The organism is Actinomadura chokoriensis (genome assembly GCF_041463665.1).
Taxonomy (GTDB): domain Bacteria; phylum Actinomycetota; class Actinomycetes; order Streptosporangiales; family Streptosporangiaceae; genus Spirillospora; species Spirillospora chokoriensis_A.
On sequence record NZ_JAXCEJ010000009.1, the window covers coordinates 172,929 to 191,189 of the forward strand.

General features: G+C 72.2%; 8 protein-coding genes. All 8 read left to right on the forward strand.

The window, feature by feature from the left end; all coding sequences use genetic code 11:
- Positions 1–3 precede the first annotated feature (3 nt).
- From SM418_RS16975 to SM418_RS17010, 8 genes are read left to right on the forward strand one after another with little or no spacing between them, the layout of a single operon-like run.
- Positions 4–4,554 (forward strand): type I polyketide synthase, encoded by a 4,551-nt coding sequence (locus tag SM418_RS16975; RefSeq protein WP_371941762.1) that lies wholly within the window; start codon positions 4–6, stop codon positions 4,552–4,554.
- Entirely contained in the window at positions 4,551–9,170 is a 4,620-nt protein-coding gene (locus SM418_RS16980) for a type I polyketide synthase (RefSeq protein WP_371941763.1), read from the forward strand. Before SM418_RS16975 ends, SM418_RS16980 begins: the two co-directional genes overlap by 4 nt.
- Complete coding sequence (locus SM418_RS16985) at positions 9,167–14,614, forward strand: beta-ketoacyl synthase N-terminal-like domain-containing protein (protein ID WP_371941764.1); 5,448 nt, start codon at positions 9,167–9,169, stop codon at positions 14,612–14,614. Before SM418_RS16980 ends, SM418_RS16985 begins: the two co-directional genes overlap by 4 nt.
- A complete protein-coding gene (locus SM418_RS16990; RefSeq protein WP_371941765.1) occupies positions 14,611–15,528 on the forward strand; it encodes a 3-hydroxyacyl-CoA dehydrogenase family protein in 918 nt (305 codons plus the stop codon). Before SM418_RS16985 ends, SM418_RS16990 begins: the two co-directional genes overlap by 4 nt.
- Positions 15,518–15,775 carry an acyl carrier protein gene (locus tag SM418_RS16995; RefSeq protein WP_371941766.1) on the forward strand — a complete coding sequence of 86 codons (258 nt, stop codon included), beginning with the start codon at positions 15,518–15,520 and terminating at the stop codon, positions 15,773–15,775. The genes SM418_RS16990 and SM418_RS16995 overlap by 11 nt, the downstream gene beginning before the upstream one ends.
- 2 nt (positions 15,776–15,777) lie before the next feature.
- Entirely contained in the window at positions 15,778–16,998 is a 1,221-nt protein-coding gene (locus tag SM418_RS17000; RefSeq protein ID WP_371941767.1) for a class-II aminoacyl-tRNA synthetase family protein, read from the forward strand.
- Complete coding sequence (locus SM418_RS17005) at positions 16,995–17,210, forward strand: MbtH family protein (RefSeq protein WP_371941768.1); 216 nt, start codon at positions 16,995–16,997, stop codon at positions 17,208–17,210. Before SM418_RS17000 ends, SM418_RS17005 begins: the two co-directional genes overlap by 4 nt.
- Positions 17,188–18,243, forward strand: coding sequence for a PLP-dependent cysteine synthase family protein (locus SM418_RS17010; protein WP_371941769.1), 1,056 nt, complete (start codon positions 17,188–17,190; stop codon positions 18,241–18,243). Before SM418_RS17005 ends, SM418_RS17010 begins: the two co-directional genes overlap by 23 nt.
- The last annotated feature ends 18 nt before the right edge of the window (positions 18,244–18,261 follow it).

Below are 18,261 nucleotides of genomic sequence, written 5' to 3' on the forward strand. Positions count from 1 at the left end.
TCCATGCCCGGCGAGCAGCGTGCGTACGAGGACAGCCTTGACATCGCTGTGATAGGCATGGCCGGCCGCTTTCCGCAGGCCCGGGACGTCACAGAATTCTGGCGCAACCTGCGATCCGGGAAGATCTCGCTGGAACACCTCGGCGAAGCCGATCTCCGCGAACGCGGCGTCCCTCGGGAACTTATCTCCGATCCGCAGTATGTGGCGGCCGGAAATCTGCTCGACGGCATCGAGTTGTTCGACGCCGATTTCTTCGGATACGGGCCGCGCGAGGCGGAACTGATCGATCCGCAGCATCGGATCCTGCTGGAATGCGCCTGGACGGCGCTGGAGAACGCAGGGTACGCCCCGGAGCGTTACGACGGCCTGATCGGCATCTATGCGGGCGCCGGCAACAACACCTATCTCCTGCACAACATCGCGTCATACGGCGAGCTCATCGAGACGATGGGCGGCAACCAGGTGATGCTCGCCAACGGGACGGACTTCCTCGCCACGCGGGTGGCGTACAAGCTCGGGTTCGAGGGGCCGAGTGTCAGTGTGCAGTCGGCGTGCTCGACGTCCCTGGTCGCCGTGGCACTGGCCTGCCAGTCCCTGCTCGCCTTCCAGTGCGACATGGTGCTCGCCGGCGGCGTGTCCGTCGACGTGCTCAAACAGCGCGGGTATCTGTACAACCGGGACGGGCTGTATTCGCCGGACGGCCTGTGCCGTCCGTTCGACGCCGCGGCGCAGGGCACGAGCGCGGGCAACGGCGTCGGGCTGGTCGTCCTGAAGCGGCTGGCGGACGCCGTCGCGGACGGGGACCGCGTCCACGCGGTGATCAAGGGCAGCGCGATCAACAACGACGGCTCCCGCCGCGCGGGGTTCACCGCGCCGAGCCCCGAATCCCAGGCGCTCGCCATCACCACCGCGCTTGCGGCGGCCGACGTCGAGCCGCGGACAGTCGGCTTCGTGGAGGCGCACGGGACCGCCACGGTCCTTGGGGATCCCATCGAGGTCGCAGCGCTGAACGCGGCCTTCGGCGGTCGGCCGGCCGGGCGGGCCCGCTGCGCGCTCGGATCGGTGAAGGGAAACATCGGCCACCTGGACGCCGCCGCGGGAGTGGCCGGCTTGATCAAGGCGATCCTGGCCGTCGAGCACGGAGAGATCCCGCCTACGGCCCACTTCACCGAGCCGAACCCGCGCATCGATTTCGCCGCCGGACCGTTCTTCGTCAATTCGGAGCCGGTTCCCTGGCCCGTGGACGAAGGCCCGCGGCGGGCGGGCGTCAGCTCGTTCGGGCTGGGCGGCACCAACGCGCACGTCGTGCTGGAACAGGCGCCGCCACGGCCGCCGGCGCCGGAGCCCGACACTCGCCCGCAGCTGCTGGTGATCAGCGCGAAGACCCCCGACGCCCTGGAGTCCGCCACCGACGGGCTCGCCGGATATCTGGGCGGGAGCCCCGAGACGGCCCTCGCGGACGTCGCCTTCACCCTCCAGAACGGCCGGACGGCGTTCCGGCATCGGCGAGTGCTCGTCTGCGGCGACGCCGAGGACGGCCGGCGGATCCTGGAGGACCGCGACGACGGCCGGCTGCTCACGGGCGAGGCACCGGCGGCCGGGAGCCGTCCCGTCGCGTTCATGTTCACCGGCGCGGGCAGCGAGTACCCGGGCATGGGCGCCCGGCTCCACCGCGACCAGCCGGTGTTCCGCGCCGCGTTCGACCGGTGCGCCGCCATCCTGCGGCCGCATCTCGGTCTCGACATCGCGGAGGTGGTGTTCGCACGCGAGGATCGTCCTTCGTCCGGCGAGACCCCGGCCGCCGGATTCGACCTGCGGCGCCTTCGCAGCCGGGAGCGGAGCGACCATCCGCTGCACCGGCCGCTGCTCTGCCATCCGGCGACCTTCGCCGTGGAGTACGCGCTCGTCGAACTGTGGCGGTCGTGGGGCGTGACGCCGGACGCGATGATCGGCCACAGCTTCGGCGAGCATGTGGCCGCGTGCGTGGCGGGCGTCCTGCCGCTGGAGGAGGCGCTGTCGCTCGCGGTCGCGCGAGCCCGGCTCGTCGAGGAGCAGCCGGCGGGCGCGATGGTCGCGGTGGCGCTCGGCCCGGAGGAGATCGTCCGGTTCCTCGGCGAGGAGGTCGCCCTAGCCGCCGTCAACAGCCCCCAGACCTGCGTGCTGTCGGGCGCCGAGGCGGCCGTGAAGGACGTGGTCGGCGAACTCGACGCCGAAGGCATCGGGTGCCGACCGCTGCCCACCGGAACGGCGTCCCATTCGCCGCTTGTGGGGCCGGTCGCCGAGGCGTACGCGGACATGCTCACCGGGGTCCGCCTCCGTCCTCCGCGGCTGCGGTTCGTCTCCACCGTCACGGGAACGTGGATCACCGACGAGCAGGCGACCAGCCCCGCGTACTGGGCCCGGCAGATGCGCGAGACGGTCCGGTTCGCCGACGGAGTCGCGACCTTGTGGTCCGATCCGCGGACGGTGCTCCTGGAGATCGGGCCGGGCCAGGCCCTGTGCTCGGCGGCGCTGCAGCACCCGGCGAAGCGGCGGGCCGCCGATCCGGTCGCGGTACCGTCCATGCCGGACGGACACGACCGCACCGGGGAGAGCGCCGCCGTCCAGCGCTCGCTCGGCCGTCTGTGGCTCGCCGGCGTGCCGGTCGACTGGGCCGCTCTCCATCCGGGCGTGCGGCGGCGGGTCGCGCTCCCCACGTATCCGTTCCAGCGCCGCAGGTACTGGCTGGACGCCGGAGAGCGCGGCGGACGCGTCGCCGGGACGCCCGGCCGCCGCGGAGCCGCCCCGGACGACTGGCTCTACACGCCGACCTGGCAGCGGACGGACGCCGTGCCCGCGGAGCCGCCGGACGGTCCGGCGGGGCGGCGATGGCTCGTCTTCGCCGACGAGCACGGCCTGGCGGCGCGGCTGGTGGCCCGGTTGCGCGCCGCGGGCGCCGAGGTGATCACGGTGACCGCGGGCGGGGGAGCGGGTGACCACACCCTCAATCCGCACCGCGCCGATGACTACCGCGCCCTCGCCGAGACGTTGCGAAGCACGGGCGGGATACCCGGCCGCGTCCTGCACTGCTGGGGCGTCGGCCCGGTCGCGGACCGGTCCGCCGGTCCGGAGACGACCCGCGAGGTCCTGGCCCGCGGTTTCCACAGCCTGGCCGGCTGGCTGCGGGCGTCCGCGCCGGAACTGCTGTCCGAACCCGTCCGCTGGGACGTGCTGACGTCCGGAGTGCACGCGGTGACCGGGGAGGAACCGGTGTGCCCGGCGAAGGCGACGGGGGGCGCGATCGGCATGATCGCCGTTCAGGAGTATCCGTTCCTGAGCTGCCGACAGCTCGACGTGCTGGTGCCCCGCGCCGAAGAGGAGGCCGAGCGCCTCACGGGCCGGCTCATGGCAGAGCTCCTCACGCCGCGCGAGGAGGCGGACGTCGCCCTGCGCGGCCCGCACCGCTGGGTGCGCTCCTTCCTCCCTCTGCGGCGTCCGGGACCGGACCGGAGCCTGCTCCGCCCCGGCGGCGTCTACATGATCACCGGCGGGCTCGGCCGCATCGGCCTCGTCCTCGCCCGGTGCCTCGCGGAGTCGGTGAAGGCGCGCCTGGTCCTCGTCGGCCGGACCGGTCTTCCGCCCGCCGCGACCTGGGACGACCCCGACCATCCCGAGCCGGTCCGGGCCGCCGTCGGTGCGGTGCGGGACCTGCGCGCCCTCGGCGCGCAGGTCATGGTCGCCGCCGCGGACGTGGCCGACGAAGACCGCATGCGGCGGCTGGTGGAGCGGGTCGCCGCCGAGTTCGGCCCGCTCAACGGGGTGATCCATGCCGCGGGGGTCACCGGCGCCCGGGCACACCGCTTCCTGGCCGACCTCGACCCCGCGGAAGGCGAGGTCCACTTCCGCCCGAAGCTGCACGGGGTGCACGTGCTCGACCGCGTGCTGCAGGGGCACGACCTCGATTTCGCGATCCTGTGCTCGTCGCTGTCCCCGCTGCTCGGCGGGCTCGGCTTCGGCGCCTACGCGGCCGCCAACGCCTTCATGGACGCCTACGCGCAGAGGCCAGGCTCGCGATGGGTGAGCGTGAACTGGGAGGGATGGCGTTTCCCGAACGACGAGTCCGACGTCGGAGCGACCCTGAGGAAACTGGTGATCAGCCCCGAGGAGGGACGCGAGGTCTTCGAGAGCCTGCTCTCCCGGCCCCTGCCGCCGCAGGTGGTCGTCTCGACGGGCGACCTGGCGCAGCGCCGGCGGCAGTGGAGCGCACCCGGAGAGGCGCCGCAGCCGGTCACCGCACTGCATCCCCGTCCGGGTCTCGGCAACCCCTACGTCGCGCCGGACGGCGAGACCGAACGGCGGATCGCGGAGATCTGGCAGAGCCTGCTCGGGATCGACCGGGTCGGCGCCAACGACAGCTTCTTCGAGCTCGGCGGGACGTCCCTGCTCGGCATCCAGGTCATCCACCGGTTGCGTCGTGATCTGGGGCTCGCCGCGCCGCTGACCGTCCTCTACGAGGGGCCGACGGTCCGCACGATGGCGCGGCTGGTCGACGAGATCGGAGAGCGGTCCGGATGACCGATGCCGGCCGGCGCGACCCCATCGCGATCATCGGCATGTCGGCCCGCTTCCCGGGGGCCCGCGACCTCGACGAGTTCTGGCGCAATCTGCGCGCCGGGGTCGAGTCGGTGTCGTTCTACAGCGCGGAGGACCTGGACGCCGCCGGCGTCCCCCGGGCGGAGTACGAGCGGCCCGGGTACGTGCCCGCCGCGGCCAGGGTGGACGGCATCGAGGAGTTCGACGCGGCCTTCTTCGGCTACACCGCGCGCGAGGCGCAGACCATGGACCCGCAGCAGCGGCTGTTCCTGGAGACCGCGTGGCACGCGGTCGAGGACGCCGGCTACGACACCGCGCGCTTCGACGGCCGGATCGGCGTCTTCGGCGGCACCGGCAGCAACGGGTACCTGCGCAACGTGCACGCCAACCGGCCGCGGGCCGAAGCCGTCGACCTCACCCGGATCCTGGTCGCCAACGAGATCAACTTCCTGACGTCCCGGGTTTCGTACAAGCTCGACCTGCGCGGCCCGAGCGTGTCGCTGCGCACCGCCTGCTCGACGTCCCTGGTCGCGGTGCACATGGCGTGCCGCAGCCTCCTCGACGGCGAGTGCGACATGGCCCTCTGCGGCGGCGCCCACGTGGTCGTCGAGCAGGACCGAGGCTATCTCTCGCAAGAAGGGTCCTTCCTGTCTCCCGACGGGCACTGCCGTCCGTTCGACGCCGATGCGCGGGGGACGGTCTTCGGCAGCGGGGTCGGCGTCGTGGTGCTCCGGCGGCTCAAGGACGCGCTGGCCGCCGGGGACACCGTCCACGCGCTGGTGAAGGGTTCGGCGGTCAACAACGACGGCGCGCTCAAGGTCGGCTTCACCGCGCCGAGCGTCACGGGACAGGCCGAGGTGGTGGAACGCGCTCTCGCGGACGCCGGTGTGAGCGCCGATTCGATCGGCTACGTGGAGGCGCACGGCACGGGCACGATGCTCGGGGACCCCATCGAGGTGCAGGCGCTGACCCGGGCCTTCAGCCGGGGCACCGAACGGGTCGGGTACTGCGGCATCGGGTCGGTGAAGTCCAACATCGGTCATCTGGACGCGGCGTCCGGGATGGCGGGGCTGCTCAAGACCGTGCTCGCGCTGCGCAATGAGCTGCTGCCCGCGACCCTGAACTTCTCCGCGCCCAACCCGGAGATCCCCTTCGACGGCGGGCCGTTCAGGGTCCAGACCGAGCCGGCCGCCTGGCCGCGCTCCGGCGCGCCGCGGCGCGCCGGGGTCAGCGCGTTCGGGTTCGGCGGGACCAACGCGCACGTGATCGTGGAGGAGGCGCCCGTCGCCGACCCGCTGCCACCGAGCCCGCGCGGGACGCGGCTGCTCGTCCTGTCGGCGTCCACCCCCGAGGCGCTCGACACGGCCGCGGACCGGTTGGCGACGCGGCTGCGGCGAGAACCGGTCGATCTCGACGACGCGGCGTACACGCTGGCCGTGGGCCGGCGCGCGTTTGCGTATCGGCGGGCGGTCGTCGCCTCCGACGCGGCGTCGGCGGCCTCCGCGCTGGAGGCGGGCGGCGCGGCCGGGCAGGGGACGCCGCCCGTCAGCGCCTCGCCCGGCATCGTCTTCCTGTTCCCCGGCCAGGGCTCGCAGTTCCCGGGGATGGCGCGGGAACTCTACGCGCGTGAGCCCGTCTTCCGGCAGACCGTGGACGAATGCCTGGCCACTCCGCGCCCGCCGATCGGAGACGACCTGCGCACGGCCCTGCTCGGCGACCCGCGGGACGCCGCGGCGGCGCGGGCGCTCGCCCGGACCGAGACGGCGCAGCCGGCGCTGTTCGTCATGGAGGTCGCGCTCGCCCGGCTGTGGGAGAGCTGGGGAGTCCGGCCGTGCGCGATGGTCGGCCACAGCCTGGGGGAGTACGTGGCCGCTTGCCTCGCCGGGGTGTTCAGCCTGCCCGACGCGATGAAACTGGTCGTCCGGCGCGGGCGCCTGATGCAGGAACGGCCTCCCGGCGCGATGCTGGGCGTCCCCGCCGAGCGCGACGTGGTCGAGGAACTGCTGCCGTCTGCCCTCCGCGTGGCGGCGCACAACGGGCCGAACCACTGCGTGGTCTCCGGAACGGACGAGGCGATCGACGCCTTCGCGCGGTCCCTCAGCGAGCGCGGCGTGCCCGCGCGACGGCTGGAGGTCCGGCATGCCTTCCATTCCACGCTGATGGAACCGGTGGCCGAGGAGCTCGCGGCCGCGGTCGCGGGGCTGCGCAGGCACGAGCCGCGGATCCCGATCGCCTCCAACGTCACCGGCTGCTGGATCACCGGCGAGGAGGCGTGCGACCCCGCCTACTGGGGACGGCACGTCCGGGCGCCCGTGGAGTTCGCCGCCGGAGTGCGGACCGCCGCCGGCGGCCGACCCGAGGTGGTCTTCGTGGAAGCCGGGCCGGGCTCGGCCCTCAGCGGCTTCGCCCGGCAGACGGTGAAGGGGAGGCTCGCCTTGCCCGGCATTCCGCGCCGGGAGGGCCGGGGCGGCGCCGCGGGGAGCATGCAGCACGCCCTGGGACGCCTGTGGTCGGCCGGCGCCGACGTCGACTGGGACGGCTACCACCGACAGGAGCGCCGCCGGCGCGTCCCGCTGCCGGGCTACCCGTTCCAGCGGCGGCGCCACTGGCTCACCGAGCAGCCCCCACCGGTCGAGGCGGGCGCGGTCCGCGGCGAAGCGGCGTGGCAGGACCCGGCGGGCCGGCGGGAGGACGTCCAGGAGTGGTTCTACGTCCCGTCCTGGGAGCGGACGCCTCCGCCCGAGCAGGGCGCGCCGTCAGCCGGTACCTCCTGGCTGGTGTTCACCGACCGGTGCGGTCTGGGCGAAGCCCTCGCCGCGCGGCTGCGGGACGGCGGCCGCAAGGTGACCACGGTCTCCATCGGGGAGAAGTGGTCACGAGACGCCGACGACGCGTTCACGGTCGACCCGGCCGACGGCCCCGGCTACGACGCGCTCATCGGCGCGCTGAGCGCGGAGTCGGCGCTGCCCACCCATCTCGTCCATTGCTGGAGCGTCGGCGACGCCGCCGCGAGTGCCGCCGCGAGTGCCGCCGCGTCCGGCGCGGTCACCGACGAGGCCAGAAGGCGCGGATTCGACAGCCTCATGCACCTGACGCGTTCGCTCAGCAAGGCGGACGACGGCTCACGACGGTTCCTGTGGGTGCTGAGCAGCGGGCTCCAGTGCGTGACCGGCGAGGAGCCGCAGGAACCGGTGAAGGCCATGGTGCTCGGCCCCTGCCAGGTGATTCCCCGCGAGCATCCGCGGATCAGGTGCCAGAGCCTCGACGTCCCCGTCTCGGAGCCGCCGTCGCCGTGGCTGATCGGCCGGCTCATGAGCGAGTTCGCCGCGGACCCGCGGCAGACCCAGATCGCCTACCGGGGTAGGCATCGCTGGGCGCGGCGCCTCGTACCGCACCCGCTGCCGCGGCCCGCGGAGGAATGGGGCCGGATCCGCGAGGGCGGTGTCTATCTCGTCACCGGCGGGACCGGAGGGATCGGGTCCGTCCTCGCCGAGGAGTTGGCGCGGCGCGGCGGACGGCTCGTCCTGGTCTCCCGCACCCCGCTCCCGCCGGGCCTCGTCCGGCGCAGGACCGCGGAGCTCCGCCGGCTCGGCGGAGAGCCGTTCTTCGCCTCGGCGGACGCCGCGGACGAAGACCAGATGCGGGACGTGGTGCGTCGCGCGCGGGACCGATGGGGGCCGATCAACGGCGTCTTCCATGCCGCGGGCACGGCGGGCGGGGGCCTGATCCAGGTCAGGGACGTGCGGGAGGCGGCCGACGTGCTGCGCCCGAAGGTCGGTGGCACGCTCGTCCTGGAGCGGCTGCTGCCCCCTGATGATCTTGACTTCATGGTGCTGTTCGGCTCGAACGCGGCGAACGTCGGCACCATAGGGCAGGCCGACTACTGCGCCGCGAACTGCTTCCTGGACGCGTACGCGCAGGCGCGCGGCGACGGCCGGGTCGTCGCCGTCGACTGGGGCCCGTGGCGGGACGTCGGCATGGCGGTGAACTCCGATGTGCCCGCGGGGCTGCGGCGCCTCCGGCGGCAGGACGTCGAGCAGCGCGGCATGTCCCCGGCCGAAGGGCTGCACGCCCTGGACCGCGTCCTGCGGTACGGGCAGGAGCCTCAGATCGTCGTGTCACCGGTCGACCCGCGGGTTCTCGCCGACACGGCCCTCTCCCTGGACGACGACGCCGCCGGCGAGGGCATGCCGCTCCCGTCGCTCGATCCCGCCGAGGAGAGCCAGCCGCGGCCGGAGCTCCAGACCGTCTACGCCGATCCGCGCGGTAAGACCGAAACGGAGATCGCCGCGATATGGCGGGAGGTGCTCGGGTTCGACCGGGTCGGCGTGCACGACAACTTCTTCGACCTGGACGGCGACTCGCTGATCGCCGTCCAGCTGGTCGCGCTGCTGAACCGGCGGCTCGGGGCGAGCCTGACCGTCGTCCAGCTGTACGACCGGCTGACGATCTCCGGGCTGGCCGCGCTCGTGGACGGCGCGGACGGGCCCGGCGTCGACGCCGCCGACGACTTCCTCGAAGAACGCAGGCAGCGCGTCGGCAGGCGGCGCGAATACCGGCGACGCCGGCAGACCAGCATGAGACGGGAGCGGGGATGACGGGCTCCGACGGCACTGAGGGAATCGACGACATCGCGATCGTCGGCATGTCGGGCCGCTTTCCCGGCGCGGCCGACCTCGCCGAGTACTGGCGGAATCTGCGGGCCGGGGTCGAATCCATCACGTTCTTCGACGCGGACGGGCCGGCCGGCGCGGGGGTCCCCGCCGCGCCGTCCGGCCCGTCCGACTACGTGCCGGCCGGCGCCGAGCTCGACGCCGTCGACCAGTTCGACGCGGACTTCTTCGGTTACACCGCGCGCGAGGCGCAGATGATCGATCCGCAGCAGCGGATCCTCCTGGAGACGGCCTGGGCGGCCGTGGAGGACGCCGGCTACGACCCCGGCCAGTGCGACCTCGAGATCGGCGTGTTCGCCGGCACCAGCACCAGCTCCGCCTACCTGGGCAACGTCTACGCCAACATGGAGCGCGGCGCCGCCATTGGCGGCGACAACCCGGGCCTCGGCGTAGAGGTCTGCCACGCAGCGACCAGGGTCTCCTTCAAACTGGGCCTCCGCGGTCCGAGCCTCGCGGTGCAGACCGCGTGTTCCACCGGCCTGGTCGCGGTCCACCTGGCCTGCCAGAGCCTCCTCGCCTACGAGTGCGACCTGGCCGTTTGCGGAGCGTCGGCGTACAAGAGCAGCCCGGGCACCGGATACCTGGCCCCGGAGGGGTCCGTGCTCTCACCGGACGGCCACTGCCGGCCCTTCGACGCGAAGGCCAACGGAACCCTCTTCGGCAGCGGGGCCGGCGTCGTGGTGCTCAGACGCCTGGAGGACGCCCTGGCCGCCGGGGACACCGTCCACGCGGTGGTGAAGGGATCGGCCGTCAACAACGACGGCTCGTTGAAACCGACCTACACCGCCCCGAGCGCGGCCGGTCAGGCGGACGTCGTCGCCGCGGCTCTGGCCAACGCGGGCGTGGGCGCCGAGACGATCGGCTACGTGGAAGCGCACGGCACCGGCACCCCCCTCGGCGACCCGATCGAGGTCCAGGCGCTGACGCAGGCCTTCGCGCGATGCGGTGGCGGAGCCTCGCGGTGCGCCCTGGGCTCGGTGAAGTCCAACTTCGGCCACCTGGACGCGGCCGCGGGCATCGCCGGCCTGCTCAAGGTCGTCCTGTCGCTGCGGCACGAGGAGCTGCCGCCGACACTGCACTTCTCCCAGCCGAACCCCGAGATCGACTTCGCCTCCGGCCCGTTCCACGTCCAGGGCGCGCTGCGGCCCTGGGCGCAGTCCGACGGGCCCAGGCGGGCAGGGGTGAGCGCGTTCGGGTTCGGCGGGACCAACGCCCATGTCGTCCTGGAGGAGGCGCCTCGGCCGGCGGCCGGCGACACCGCCGACCCGCACCGGGGCTCGCGGCTGCTGGTCCTGTCGGCCCGTACCGAGCAGGCCCTGGAGAGCGCGACGGACAGGCTCGCCGCGCACCTGCGCGCACAGCCGCAGGACCTGGCCGACGTCGCCTTCACGCTGGCGCGCGGACGCCGGCCGTTCCCCTGGCGGCGAGCGGTCGTGGCGTCCGACCCCGGGTCCGCCGCGGACGCCCTGGAGTCCCGCCGCCCGGCCGCCTGCGTCAGCGGCACGGTGACCCGGCAGCCGCAGGACGTGGTGTTCCTGTACACCGGGCAGGGCCTGCAATATCCCGGCATGGGACGCGACCTGTACGAATGCGAGCCCGAGTTCCGCCGGACGATCGACGAGTGCGCGGCCGTCCTGGACCCGATCGTGGGCTGGGACCTGCGCGCGCAGCTGTTCGCGGACCCGGGCGACGAGGAGGCGGCCCGGCGGCTCCGGCGGACCGAGATCGCCCAGCCCGCCATCGTCGCCCTGGAGATCGCGCTGACGCGGCTGTGGCGCGCCTGGGGGATCACGCCGCAGGCGATGCTCGGGCACAGCTGCGGCGAGTACGCGGCCGCCTGCGTCGCCGGGGTGTTCACGCTGCCGGACGTGCTCGAACTCGTCGCCGAGCGCGGCCGGCTGATGCAGGCGCAGCGGCCCGGCGCGATGCTCAGCGTCGCGGCCGACCGTGACACCGTCCGCTCGCTGCTGCCGGACGGGTTGCACCTCGCGGCCCACAACGGCCCGCTGGACTGCGTGGTGTCGGGTGACACCGCCGCGGTGGACGCGTTCGCCGCGGCCGTCTCCGCCCGCGGGCTGATCGCCCGGCCGGTCGCCACCTCGCACGCGTTCCACTCGGCGTCGATGGAGCCCATGGTCAAGGAGTTCGTCGCCGCCGTCGCCGCGGTCCCCCGCCGCGCACCCCGGATCCCGTTCGCGTCCAATGTGACCGGCACCTGGATCACCCGGGACGAAGCGCAGGACCCCCACTACTGGGGCGACCATCTCCTCTCGACCGTCGAGTTCGCCGCCGGGGTGCGGACCGTCGCCGAGGAGCCGCGCGCGGCGCTGCTCGAGATAGGGCCGGGCCAGGCGCTGAGCAGCCTGGCCCGCCGGATCGTGTCCGGCTCCGGCGGCCGGACCGTCGTCTCGTCCCTGCCGCACGCCGCCGATCGGCGCGGCGCCCTGGAAACCATGCAGCGGGCGCTCGGCACGCTCTGGACGGCGGGCTTCGACGCGGACTGGGAAGGCTACTTCGGGCACGCCCCGGCCCGCCGCGTGCCGTTGCCGTCCTATCCGTTCGAGCGGCGACGGTACTGGCTGGACCTCCTTCCTGCCTCCGACCCCGGGGACCGTCTCGCGGAACCGCACCCCCTGCTGGACAGGACGCTCGTGCAGACGATGGGCGAAACGGTCTTCCTGACCGAACTCTCGCCCGACCGGGACTGGGTTCTCGCCGAACATCGGCTCCTCGGACGAGGCATCGTCCCGGGCACCGCCTACCTGGAGGTGGCGCGGGCGGCCGGGTCCCGGCACGCCGGCCGGCCCGTCACCGAGATCTTCGACGTCGACTTCTCCGGGCCCCTGCACGTCGCCGACGGTGAACGGCGGCGGCTGCACACCAAGATCCAAGAGGACGGCGACGGGACGCTGACGTTCACCGTCGTCAGCCGGAAGGCGGAAGCCGGTGGATGGGTCGAGCACGCGCGAGGGCGGCTGGGGACCGGCGAACTCGCCGCCGTTTCGCCGCGGGAAGGCATGGAGGCGCTCATCGCCCGCCACAAGGTCTGCACCGTGGACGTAGGACGCCGCCAAGACGAACACGAGTACATGTTGTTCGGCCCCCGGTGGCGGGACAGCCTGCGCACGGTGCATGTCGGGGTCGGCATGGCCGTGGCGCCCTTCGAGCTGCGGCCCGAGTTCGCGCGGGAGGACGCCGGCTGCGTCCTGCATCCGGCGCTCGTCGACCTGGTCACGGGCATCCACGCGCTGGCCGTTCTCGGGCCTGACGCGCCGGCCGTCCTCCGGGGTGCCGAGGACGAGGGCGGCCTCCTGCACCTGCCGGTGGGATACGACGGCATCAGCGTCCGCGGCGCCATGCCGGCCCGCGGCTTCGCCGTCGTCCGGCCCCACCCGGGCCACGACCAGAGCGGGCAGGTCCGCAAGATCGACGTCCTCGTGTACGACGAGTCGGGGGCCGCCGCCGTCGAGATCCGCGGTTTCAGCACCAAGCTGGTCGCCGACCCCTCCGGCTTCGCGCGCCGGCTGGAGCGCCACGCCGGATACCACACGCTGCGCTGGGCCCCGCTGGACGCGCCCGGCGCCTCCCGCGCCCTGCCGGACCGGGTGCTCGTCGTGCATGACAACCCGGGCCTGGCGGACGGTCTTGGAGAGGCACTGCGCGCCCGGGGCATCCAGGTCGTCGAGGCGCGATTGTCCGAGATATGGCACGCGGACGCCGAGGACGAGTACCGGGTCCCGCCGAGCGAGGAGGGCTTCACCCGGCTGCTGGCCGCACTCGGCGAGCCCATGCCCGACCAGATCGCCTACGTCGCGGGTGAGGCCGAGCCGGACGCCGCCGACGGCCTCGATGTGCTGGCCGGTCAGCTGGACCGGGGAGTGCACGGCCTTTTCGCCCTGGCCAAGGTGCTCGGCGGCCGGAGCGACGCCCCGGACCGGCTGACCGTGGTCGCACCGCGGGCCGCCCGGGTGAGCGGCGCTGACGCGTTCGCTCCCGCTCCCGTCCATGCCGCGCTGACCGGGCTCACGAAGGTCATCGACCAGGAGGTCAACGGCATGCGCGGCCGGTTCGTCGACGCGCCCGCCGACGGCTCGCCGATCGAGCTGTGCGCCGAACTGCTCGCCGACGGCCGGCCCGGGCACGTCGCGCTGAGGGGAGGGAGGCACTTCGTTCCCGAGCTGGTCCCCCTCCAGGTCGATGACCGGCGGGCCGGCGCCGTCGACACCGCCGGGGCCGTGCTCATCACCGGCGGGCTCGGCGGACTGGGTCTCCAGGTCGCGCTGCGACTCGCCGCGACCCGGCCGGGCGTCCCCCTCCTCCTCGTGGGCCGCAGCGCGGTGCCGCCGCGGGAGAGGTGGCCGGAGATCGCGCGAGGCCCGGACACGAGGGAGCGGGCGAAGATACTCGCGCTCCAGCAGATGGAGGCGCACGGTGCGCGCGTGCGCTGCCATTCCGCCGACGTGGCCGACGAGGTCGCGATGGCGGCCGTCATCGGTTCGGCCCGGGCTGAATTCGGCCGTGTCGCCTGCGTCGTCCACGCCGCGGGGGTCGCCGGCGACGGGTTCCTTTTCCGCAAGGCCCGCGACGTCTTCGTGAACACGATGAGGCCGAAGGTGGTGGGCGCGAGAGTCCTGGACCGGGTCACCGCGGGCGACCCCCCGGACCTCATGGTGCTGTTCGGGTCGACGGTCTCGCTGCTCGGTGCCGCGGGCCAGGGGGACTACGCGGCGGCCAACGGCTATCTGGCCGGGTACGGCGAGTACCGCAACGCCCTGGGGCTCGCGACCACGACGATCGACTGGACCGACTGGCTCGAAACGGGAATGGCCGTCGCCAACGGGGTGCGGCGCGACCAGGGCTTCTTCCGCTCGATCGGTGTCGCCGAGGGGCTGGACCGCCTGGAGGAGATCCTGGAGGCGGGCGTCCCCCACGTCATCGTCGGCGAGCTCAATCACGACCGGCTCCGGAGCCTCGGAGACCGGTTCCTGGACGAGCGGCACGGCACCGCGCCGATCTCTCTCTCCCCGGAAGTACGCGAATCGATCAAGGCGGTGTCCGGGGCCGCGCCGGCGACCGTCCCCGGCCCGGCGGAGACGGCCGCGGCCGTCCGGCTGGCCGGCCGGGAGAACGGCGCCTACACCGCGACCGAACGGCGACTGGCTGAAGTGTGGGGCCGTGAGCTGGGCCTGTCGGAGCTCAATGTGTTCGACAACTCCTTCGACCTCGGAGGCAATTCCCTGATGGCGCTGCGCATCGCGCAGAACATTCAGCGGAGCACCGGTGTGAGGGTCGGTCTGGCGGAGCTCTTCCAGTACGTCACGATCGGAGAATTGGCCGAATACGTGGACAGCAGAAACGAGGAGAAATGACCAGTTCTCCGGATCGGGCGCCGCTGCGCACCGTGGGAGTCGTCGGTGCGGGGACGATCGGCCGCGGCGTGGCGCAGTCGTTCGCCGAGAACGGCTTCGAGGTCGCGCTGGTCGACATCGAGGAGAACCAGCTCAAGGCTGCGATCGACGCCGTCGCGAACGACCTCCGCGCGGGGGCGCTGCTGCGCCGGACGAGCGAGGCGGTGGACGTCGACGGAGTGATCGCACGAATCACCACCGGCACCGCGATGGAAGCGCTCACCGACGCGGACTTCGTGGTGGAGAACGTGACCGAGAAATGGGAGGTGAAAGAAGGGGTCTACCGGGAGATCGATGAGCTCTGCCGGGCGGACGTCACCTTCGCGGTCAACACGTCCGCCATCCCCGTCACGCGGATCGCCTCGCTCACCCGAAGGCCGGCCCGGGTGCTCGGGATGCATTTCATGAATCCGGTGCCGCTGATGGACACGGTCGAGGTCGTGCGGGGGCACGCGACCTCTCCCGAAACGCTGGACGCCTCGCTCGCCCTGCTCGGCCGCCTCGGCAAGCGGGGAGTCGTGGTCGAGGACGCCCCCGGCTTCGTCACCAACCGGGTGCTGATGCTGACGATCAACGAGGCGATCTTCTGCGTGCAGGACCGGACGGCCGGCGCCGCCGACGTCGACCGCATCTTCACCGGCTGCTTCGGCCATCGCATGGGGCCGCTCGAAACAGCGGACCTCATCGGCCTGGACACGATTCTCAATTCGCTGACCGTGTTGTACGACGAATACCGGGACTGCAAGTTCCGGCCGGCTCCGCTGCTCCGCAAAATGGTCGACGCCGGTCTGCTTGGACGCAAGACGAAGCTCGGTTTCCACGACTACCGGCTGCCGTCTGAACGGCCGGAGAGAAGGAATCGAAATGGCAACTGAGAGCGCGGTGCGTGAGCGGGTGCTGGAGTTCCTGGGGCCCCGGCTCAACGGGCACCGGGTGGCCGACGACGAGAACATCTTCGATCTCGGCTTCGTGAATTCGCTGTTCGCGATGCAGCTCCTCCGGTTCATCGAGGTCGACTTCGACATCAGCCTGCAGTCCGAGGACCTCAAGTTCGAGAACTTCCAGACGGTCGAGCGGATCGTCCAGACGGTGCTGAAGAAGCGCCTCGCGTCGGGGATGTGAAGATGTTCGAGACCCGCATCGCGCTGGAAAGCCCGCTGCCGTGCGGCTACCGCCCCGAGATCGAGCGCCGGATCTACTTCGTCTCCGCGCAGATCACCGATTTCCGGCTGATCGAGCGGGACGACCTGATCAGCGAGATCGTGGTGGTGACGGACCGGCCGGCGAACGGGGAGGAACTGGCGGAGAAGGTCAGGTTCGTGCTCGACCACGACCTGTCCGGGCACCGGGTCGTCACGCCCGACGTCATGTGGACGTCGTCCGGGCGGCGCGCCGCTGACGAACGGACCTATGCCGACCTCACCGAGCGTTCCCTGGTGCTGGAGACGGGCGAAGGGCAGGTCGCCGTCGGGCAGCCGCTCATCGCCTTGATGGACTACTTCGACGACGCCGTCACGTCGATGGCCTTGACGATGTTCGACGCATCCGAATTCAGGTATCCGACGCTCATCCCGACCGGTGTCCTCGACAGATGCGGGTACCTCGCCTCCTTCCCGCAGCATCTGATGCTGACCACGCGACTGCACAACGACGTGGACGCCTACCAGCGTTTCAAGGCGGAGTACGAACGGCGGGGGACCGTCGACCGGGCGCTGCTCGACTGGTGTGAGAGCGTCGACTACTGCCTGCCGCCCACGATGTGCTTCCACACGTTCAACCAGTACAGCGGTCAGCGACTGGCATCCGACGGCCCGCTCGTCGTCACCGCACGGGGCAAATCGTTCCGCTTCGAGTCGCGCTACGCCAAGACGCTGGAGCGGCTCTGGGACTTCACGATCAGGGAGATCGTGTTCATCGGCCGGAAAGCCGACGTCCTTGCGGGGCGGACGAACTACATGCGGGCCGTGCAGCGCTTCGCCGAGAAGCTGGAACTGAGCGGGGTCTGCGTCGTGGGCAACGATCCCTTCTTTCTCAGCGAGAGCCCGGCCGGTCAGGCGTGGTCGCAGCAGCTGATGGAACTCAAGTACGAACTCCGCCTGCACGTGGCGACGCGGCGGGACATCGCCGTGGCGTCCTTCAACTACCACGAAGACTTCTTCGGCAGGCGGTTCGGCATAGCGCTGCCCGACGGCGCCCGCGCACACAGCAGCTGTGTCGGCGTCGGTCTCGAACGGCTTACCTACGCCTTTCTGTGCCAGTACGGAACGGACCCGGACGGCTGGCCCGCCGAAGTCGCGGCCGCCGTTGCGGGCTCACGGCGATCTCTCCTCGGGGAGCGGGCATGAGCGAACCGGAATTCACCGTCGTGGTCAATGACGAGGAGCAGTACTCGATCTGGCCCTCGGAGCGGACGGTGCCCGCCGGATGGCGGGAGGTCGGAGTGCGCGGACCGAAGCGGGACTGCCTCTCCCACATCGACGAAGTATGGACGGACATGCGCCCGCTGAGCGTTCGCGGGCGGCGGGGAGAGCAAAGTGGCGTGGAAGAGCACCGATGAACTCGCGCCTGCGGGCCGGCGGGCGGCGGCCGCGCGAGACGGCGCCGACGAGGGACGGCCGAGCGGCGACGGCCGGCCCGGCATCGCCCCGGACGCGGCGGGGAGATTCGAGTCGCTGGCCGCGACGGTCGGCCGCACACCCGTCGTGGAAATCCGCCCGGACGAGACGGCCGGTGCACGCATCCTGGTGAAGACGGAGGGCGCGAACCCGACGGGCAGCATCAAGGACCGGGCATGCGTGGCGCTGTTCCGAGAGCTGTTGCGCGATCCGGAGTGGAGCGCGGGAAAGACCGTGCTGGACGCATCGAGCGGCAACATGGGATGCAGCCTGGCCTATTTCGGCAGGCTTCTAGGCATTCCCACGCGGATTGTCGCGTCGAGCAGGCTCACACCGGAGAAGCGATTCTTCATGGAATATTTCGGGGCCGCGGTCGAGACGGTCGGGGACTTCACCATCGAAGGGAACAGGTTCGCCAGGTCCGTGGCGGCGGCGGAACCCGGGCGGTGGTACTTCATGGACCAGCTGCACAATCCGGTCAACGTTCAGGCGCATTTCGCGGGCACCGGGCCCGAGGTGCTCGCCCAGGTGCCCGGCGTCGCCGCGGTGGTCGGGTCCGTCGGCACCGGTGGGACGCTGCTGGGGACGGGTCGCTTCCTCAAGCAGGTGGACGCCCGGATTGCCGTTGTCGCTGTGGAGGCCGCGAGCGGCACCCGAATCCCCGGAACGGCATCCCTCGCGGACGGAGACTACCGCTCGCCCTTCATCGCGGCGGGATGCGAAGAGGGAGTGTTCGACACCTCGATCCCGATAGCCGAGGAGCAGGCCGCGCAGACCGCCCGCGCGCTGCTCGACATGGGCGTTTTCGGCGGCCTGCAGACGGGCGCCGTCGTCGCCGCGGCGCGGGAGTTCGCGCGGCGCAACGACGTGCGGGGCGATGTTGTCGCGATTGCGGGGGACAGCGGCTGGAAGAATGGCGCCGCATTGCGCGATAAGGTGCTCCGCCCGGCCAGGTCGGATGGTGAACGCTTGTGAAGCATGATCCGGCGGGAT

Excerpts from the sequence above, each read along its gene's own strand:
- SM418_RS17000 (WP_371941767.1), top strand. The coding sequence starts at position 15,778 with ATGTTCGAGACCCGCATCGCGCTGGAAAGCCCGCTGCCGTGCGGCTAC.
- SM418_RS16975 (WP_371941762.1), top strand. The coding sequence starts at position 4 with ATGCCCGGCGAGCAGCGTGCGTACGAGGACAGCCTTGACATCGCTGTG.
- SM418_RS16980 (WP_371941763.1), top strand. The coding sequence starts at position 4,551 with ATGACCGATGCCGGCCGGCGCGACCCCATCGCGATCATCGGCATGTCG.
- SM418_RS16985 (WP_371941764.1), top strand. The coding sequence starts at position 9,167 with ATGACGGGCTCCGACGGCACTGAGGGAATCGACGACATCGCGATCGTC.
- SM418_RS17005 (WP_371941768.1), top strand. The coding sequence starts at position 16,995 with ATGAGCGAACCGGAATTCACCGTCGTGGTCAATGACGAGGAGCAGTAC.
- SM418_RS16995 (WP_371941766.1), top strand. The coding sequence starts at position 15,518 with ATGGCAACTGAGAGCGCGGTGCGTGAGCGGGTGCTGGAGTTCCTGGGG.
- SM418_RS16990 (WP_371941765.1), top strand. The coding sequence starts at position 14,611 with ATGACCAGTTCTCCGGATCGGGCGCCGCTGCGCACCGTGGGAGTCGTC.